Source organism: Streptomyces sp. NPDC004721, assembly GCF_053601495.1.
Window position 1 is genome coordinate 1 of record NZ_JBSGBZ010000126.1, and the last position, 6,092, is coordinate 6,092.

Here is a 6,092-nt window from a genome sequence, read left to right on the forward strand (position 1 = left end):
CACGGCAACAGTCCTATCTGGCAAAGGGGAAGGAATCTGCCAGACACCAACCTCCCAACCAGACACACCACAACTAAGCACCGACACACCACTAGTGCCGCGGCAGGCAACGTTTGCCCGTGAAGGAGCGGCGTCCGGTGCGTGCTATCGGCGCGCCGGCCGGAAGTCCTCGTACTGGACGTACTTGGGCTTTCGGCCGGTGCGGCGAGAGGGCGTGCCGGGCGTCGCGACGGGGCGAACGTAGCCTGTCGGGGCACTAGCCGAGCGCCGACTTCACCGAATCAGCCAGGCGGCCCGCCACCGAGCGGGCCTGCTCGATGTCCGCGGCCTCGACCATCACCCGGACCAGCGGCTCGGTGCCCGACGGGCGCAGCAGCACCCGGCCGGTCCCGCCCAGCTCCCGCTCCGCCTCGGCGACCGCGGCGGCCAGGTCGGCGGAGGTCTTCACCCGGGACTTGTCCACGTCGGGGACGTTGATGAGGACCTGCGGCAGGCGCTCCATCACGGAGGCCAGGTCCCGCAGCGTACGACCGGTCCCTGCGACCCGGGCGGCCAGCAACAGGCCGGTGAGCGTGCCGTCGCCGGTGGTGGCGTGGTCCAGGATGATGACGTGGCCGGACTGCTCGCCGCCGAGGGCGTAGCCCTTGTCCTTCATCTCCTCCAGGACGTAGCGGTCACCGACGGCGGTCTGCACGAGTTGGATGCCCTCGCGCTCCATGGCCAGCTTGAAGCCCAGGTTCGACATCACGGTCGCGACGACGGTGTCGGAGCGCAGTGCGGAACGCTCCCGCATCGCCAGCGCGAGCACGGACAGGATCTGGTCGCCGTCGATCTCCTCGCCCGTGTGGTCCACGGCCAGGCAGCGGTCGGCGTCGCCGTCGTGCGCGATGCCGAGGGCGGCGCCGTGCTCGACGACGGCGGCCTTGAGCGGGCCGAGGTGGGTCGAGCCGCAGCCGTCGTTGATGTTGAGGCCGTCCGGGTCGGCGCCGATGGTGACGACCTCGGCCCCGGCACGCCGGAAGGCCTCCGGCGAGACGCCGGACGCGGCGCCGTGCGCCTCGTCGAGCACGATCTTCAGCCCGTCGAGCCGGTTCGGCAGGACGCCGACGAGGTGGCCGACGTACCCGTCGAAGCCCTCGTCGTAGTCGCGTACCCGGCCCACGCCGGCGCCCGTCGGGCGGTTCCAGGGCGCGCCGGTGCGGTGCTCCTCGTAGACGGACTCGATCCGGTCCTCCAGCTCGTCGGCGAGCTTGTGACCGCCCCGGGCGAAGAACTTGATGCCGTTGTCGGGCATGGCGTTGTGGCTGGCCGAGAGCATCACGCCGAGGTCGGCGCCGAGCGCCCCGGTCAGGTACGCCACCGCCGGCGTCGGCAGTACGCCGACCCGCAGGACGTCCACACCCGCGCTCGCCAGGCCCGCGACCACGGCCGCCTCCAGGAACTCCCCGGACGCGCGCGGATCCCGCCCGACCACGGCCGTCGGCCGGTGGCCCTCGAAGGTGCCCGCCTCGGCCAGTACGTGCGCCGCCGCGACCGAGAGGCCGAGCGCCAGCTCGGCGGTCAGGTCCGCGTTGGCGACACCACGGACGCCGTCCGTGCCGAAGAGTCGTCCCACTTGTCCTCCTGAGGAAGCGTCAGTTCGAGAAGGGGCCGGTCCGTGGGCCGGTCCATGGCATTCGACGCTCCGGGCATCCGATCACACCAGCCGTTGAGCACCTTGTGCCGTTATACGCCGAAGCCTTGCGATAAACGAACGCCCCGGAGGCACATAGGCGTGCCGCCGGGGCGTTCGGAGTACGTGCAGGGGCGCCGTTGAGATTAGCGCTTGCTGTACTGCGGGGCCTTGCGGGCCTTCTTCAGACCGGCCTTCTTGCGCTCGACCGCACGGTCGTCACGACGCAGGAAGCCGGCCTTCTTGAGCGCGCCGCGGTTGTTGTCGACGTCGGCCTCGTTCAGGGCACGGGCGACACCGAGGCGGAGGGCACCGGCCTGGCCGGAGACGCCGCCACCGGCGATGCGGGCGATGACGTCGTAACGGCCCTCGAGCTCGAGCACCTTGAAGGGCTCGTTGACTTCCTGCTGGTGCACCTTGTTCGGGAAGTAGTCCTCGAGGGTGCGGCCGTTGATCTTCCACTTGCCGGAGCCCGGGACGATCCGGACGCGGGCGATGGCGTTCTTGCGGCGGCCCAGGCCGGCGGCCGGCTGCGGCTCGCCGAAGCGGGAGGCCATGGACTCCGAGGTGTACTCGCCCTCGACGGGGACCTCGGACTCGGTGGTGTAGCTGTCGATGTCAAGCTCTTCGAGCGGCTGCTCGGCAGTGGTCTCGGCCACGATTCTCCTCAGATTCTCTTCAGTCTTAGGGGGTGGCCGGACTTACTGCGCGACCTGGGTGATCTCGAACGGCACCGGCTGCTGGGCGCCGTGCGGGTGCTGGTCACCCTTGTAGACCTTCAGCTTCGAGAGCATCTGACGGCCCAGGGAGTTCTTGGGGAGCATGCCCTTGACGGCCTTCTCGATGGCCTTCTCCGGGTTCTTGTCGAGCAGCTCGTCGTAACGGACGGAGCGCAGACCACCCGGGTAGCCGGAGTGGCGGTACGCCATCTTCTGGGTCCGCTTGTTGCCGGAGAGGTGCACCTTGTCCGCGTTGATGATGATGACGAAGTCACCAGCGTCGACGTGCGGCGCGTAGATCGGCTTGTGCTTGCCCCGCAGGAGGGTGGCGGCGGTGGACGCCAGGCGGCCCAGGACGACGTCCTGGGCGTCAATGACGTGCCACTGGCGCGTGATGTCGCCGGGCTTGGGGCTGTACGTACGCACGGTTCGTAGCCTTCGCTTCTTCAGTGGGTGGTCCTGACAAGGTCACCGAAGACGATCACGACAGCCCTGACCGCACCACGGTGACGCAAACCGCGTGCTGGTCGCTGGTCATCGGCCCGGTGGACCGGTGTAAGGGCCCGTCCCGTGAGAATGAGCAAGCCAATACACAACGAAGATGCAGGATACCCGTGGCGCCCTGGAACGGTCAAAACGGTGTGCGACCGCGGGTCCCGGCGGTTCCGGCACCGTATTCCCGGCCGCTCGACGGCTGGTATCCGTCGGCGGCGCGTCGCTTTGTACCGGCGTGCACCTAAGGCCCCGGGAGGGCCGGCGGCGGGCGCGCGGAGGGCCCTCGGACCCCGTCTAAGATGCGCCCCATGAGTTATGGGCAGGGGGGCTCGCAGTCCCAGTGGGATCCCTGGAAACCGAATTCTGAGCAGTCGCGGAACAGCGGAGGCAGCGGCCAGACCCCGGACTGGGCCGCGCTCGCCGAGGCCTCGGAGGCGCGGAACAGAAGGCGCCGGCTGCTGTTCGTCGGCGGTGGCCTGCTGGCCACCGTCGGGATCGGCGCGGCCGTCGCCATGGCCATGGTGTCGGCGAACGGCGACAACAACGCGTCGGGCGGGCCGGCCACCCAGCCGCCCGGCACCTCCGCCCTGCCGAGCGACTCCGCCACGGGGCCGTCCTTCGCCCCGACCACCGCTCCGCCTCCGCTGGACCCGAAGGACTTCATATCCAGCGCGAAGAAGGACACGGCCCCCCTCAGCACGGACACGCTCTTCCCGGGCACCCAGCTGACCATGGGCGAGACCGTGTACAAGAAGGGGCCCACGGACGACGCCAAGAGCTGCGCCACGGCCGCCCAGGGCACGCTCGTCAAGGCCCTCACGGACAACGACTGCACCCGCCTGCTGCGGGTGACCTACAGCCAGGGCGGCGTCGCGGTCACGGTCGGCATCGCGGTCTTCGACACCGAGGCGCAGGCGCTCAAGGCGAAGAGCGAGACGGACAAGAGGAGCATCATCAAGCCGCTGTCCGGCAGCGGCGTCAAAGCCTTCTGCAACGGCGCCGTCTGCCGCTCCACGACCAACTCCTACGGCCGCTACGCCTACTTCACCCTCACCGGCTTCACCAACGGCACGAGCGTGACGAACAAGGACACCGCGGCCTTCCGGGCCGGCGACGACCTCGCCGAGTTCTCCTTCCAGCAGATCCGCCGGCGCGGCGAGACCCAGGCGTCGGCCGCGGCCAACCAGTAGCCGGCCGCCCGCCGCCACGCGGCGGCGGGCGACACGCAGGGGACCGGCGGACCGCCGCTCAGCAGCAGCCGGCCGCCGGCAGGGACCGCTTGTTGCGCGCCTCCCGGCTGCGCGCGGCAAGCAGCTCGTCGGCCGGGTAGCCGACCTCCTCAAGGGTCAGCCCGTGCGGCCGCACGACGTGCACGGCGGAGTCCCGCACCCCCGCGGCCAGCACCTTTCCGGGCCAGTCCGGCGGACGGTGGCCGTCACCGACGAACAGCAGCGCCCCGATGAGTGAGCGCACCATGTTGTGGCAGAACGCGTCGGCCCGGACGGTGGCCGTGATGATGCCGTCACCGCCGCGTTCGAGGCTCAGTTCCTGGAGCGTGCGGATGGTGGTCGCGCCCTCCCGCTTCTTGCAGTAGGCGGCGAAGTCGTGCTCCCCCAGCAGCCGCCGCGCGGCCTCGTTCATGGCCTCGACGTCGAGGGGCCAGTCGTGCCACAGGACATGGCCCCGCAGCAGCGGGTCGACACCGCCGGGGTTGTCGGTGACGCGGTAGGCGTAGCGGCGCCAGACGGCCGAGAACCGGGCGTTGAAGCCGCTGGGCGCGGGCCGCAGCGCCCACACCCGCACATCCCTGGGCAGCCGCCCGGCGAGCCGCTTGAGCAGCTTCTCGTGGTGCTCGCGCCAGACGCGCTCGGGCAGGTCCACGTGCGCCACCTGGCCCCGCGCGTGCACCCCGGCGTCGGTCCGTCCGGCCACGGTCAGCTCGTACGTCTCCGCGGACCGCGTGACCGTGCGCAGCGCGTCCTCGATCTCCCCCTGCACGGTCCGCCTGCCGCCGGCCTGCTTGGCCCAGCCGTGGAAGGCGGTGCCGTCGTAGGACAGGTCGAGACGGACGCGGACATGACCGGGCTGTACTTCGTCACTCACGTGCAGATCCTCTCAGGGCGGATCCCCCGGAAGAAACGCGGAAGCGGGCCCGCCCCGAGGGGCGGACCCGCTTCCGACGTCAGGCAGGGCCTCAGGCGTCCTTGGACTCCTCGGCGGGAGCCTCGGTGGCCTCGGCCGGAGCCTCGTCCGCCTTGGTCTCCTCGACCTTGGCCTCCTCGGCCTCCTTGACCGCACGCTTGGTGGCGGCCTCGGCCTCACCCACGGCGTTCTGCTGCACCGTCAGCGCCTCGACCAGCTCGATCACGGCCATGGGCGCGTTGTCGCCACGGCGGTTGCCGATCTTGGTGATGCGGGTGTAGCCACCCGGACGGTTCTCGTACCGCGGGCCGATCTCGGTGAAGAGCGTGTGGACGATGCTCTTGTCCGTGATGACCTGGAGCACCTGGCGGCGGTTGTGAAGGTCGCCCTTCTTCGCCTTGGTGACCAGACGCTCGGCGTACGGGCGCAGGCGGCGGGCCTTCGCCTCGGTGGTGGTGATGCGGCCGTGCTCGAACAGCGCCTTCGCGAGGTTCGCGAGGAGCAGCTTCTCGTGCGCGGCGCCGCCGCCCAGACGGGCACCCTTGGTGGGCTTCGGCATGGTTCTTCTCCTAGTTGTCTGCCCCGGCCGTATCAGGTACCGGGGTCAGTATCCGAGCGAGCGGGTTTGCCCGTCGGAGATCCGGACGCCTTTTCATGGCTTCCGGAGGACCCACGCCCCAAAGGGGCGCGGGGAACTGCGCGACCAGCCACAGCGAGCCCGCAGCCAGAAACCGGCAGTCGGTCCCGAGCTCAGTACTGCTCGGTCTCGACGAAGCCCGCATCCGCGTCGTCGTCGGCGCCGAACGCGTCCGCCGCGGCGGTCGGGTCGAATCCGGGCGGGCTGTCCTTGAGGGCCAGGCCCATGCCGGCCAGCTTCGCCTTGACCTCGTCGATGGACTTCGCACCGAAGTTGCGGATGTCCAGCAGGTCGGCCTCGGAGCGGGCGACGAGCTCACCCACGGAGTGGATGCCCTCGCGCTTGAGGCAGTTGTAGGAGCGGACCGTGAGCTCCAGCTCCTCGATCGGCAGCGCCAGGTCGGCGGCCAGGGCGGCGTCCGTCGGGG

The 6,092-nt window shown here is 70.4% G+C and carries 7 protein-coding genes; 1 reads left to right on the plus strand and 6 read right to left on the minus strand.

Annotation, left to right across the window (positions count from 1 at the left end; genetic code table 11):
• Positions 1-256: 256 nt before the first annotated feature.
• The 3 genes from glmM to rplM form a co-directional block, all read right to left on the minus strand.
• On the minus strand, positions 257-1,615 hold the full coding sequence (glmM, locus tag ACWEK3_RS41880; RefSeq protein ID WP_361427554.1) for a phosphoglucosamine mutase: 1,359 nt from the start codon (positions 1,613-1,615) through the stop codon (positions 257-259).
• Between the two features lie 203 nt (positions 1,616-1,818).
• Positions 1,819-2,331, minus strand: a complete 513-nt coding sequence (gene rpsI, locus ACWEK3_RS41885; protein WP_095750302.1) for a 30S ribosomal protein S9 — start codon at positions 2,329-2,331, stop codon at positions 1,819-1,821.
• A 42-nt stretch (positions 2,332-2,373) separates the two neighbouring features.
• The gene (gene rplM / locus ACWEK3_RS41890) at positions 2,374-2,817 is read right to left on the minus strand and encodes a 50S ribosomal protein L13 (protein ID WP_030173943.1); all 444 of its coding nucleotides are present in this window, start codon (positions 2,815-2,817) and stop codon (positions 2,374-2,376) included.
• Between the two features lie 377 nt (positions 2,818-3,194).
• Here rplM and ACWEK3_RS41895 point away from each other — a divergent pair, with 377 nt between their 5' ends.
• Positions 3,195-4,076, plus strand: a complete 882-nt coding sequence (locus ACWEK3_RS41895) for a hypothetical protein (RefSeq protein ID WP_450546747.1) — start codon at positions 3,195-3,197, stop codon at positions 4,074-4,076.
• A gap of 58 nt (positions 4,077-4,134) precedes the next feature.
• On the opposite strand, the gene truA is transcribed toward ACWEK3_RS41895, so the two are convergent.
• The 3 genes from truA to ACWEK3_RS41910 all read right to left on the minus strand — a co-directional run.
• A complete protein-coding gene (gene truA / locus ACWEK3_RS41900; protein WP_361427547.1) occupies positions 4,135-4,989 on the minus strand; it encodes a tRNA pseudouridine(38-40) synthase TruA in 855 nt (284 codons plus the stop codon).
• A gap of 91 nt (positions 4,990-5,080) precedes the next feature.
• Positions 5,081-5,587, minus strand: a complete 507-nt coding sequence (gene rplQ / locus ACWEK3_RS41905) for a 50S ribosomal protein L17 (protein ID WP_390727245.1) — start codon at positions 5,585-5,587, stop codon at positions 5,081-5,083.
• Between the two features lie 191 nt (positions 5,588-5,778).
• Positions 5,779-6,092: DNA-directed RNA polymerase subunit alpha C-terminal domain-containing protein (locus ACWEK3_RS41910; RefSeq protein WP_308812713.1), on the minus strand; the 314-nt coding region annotated here is incomplete at its 5' end.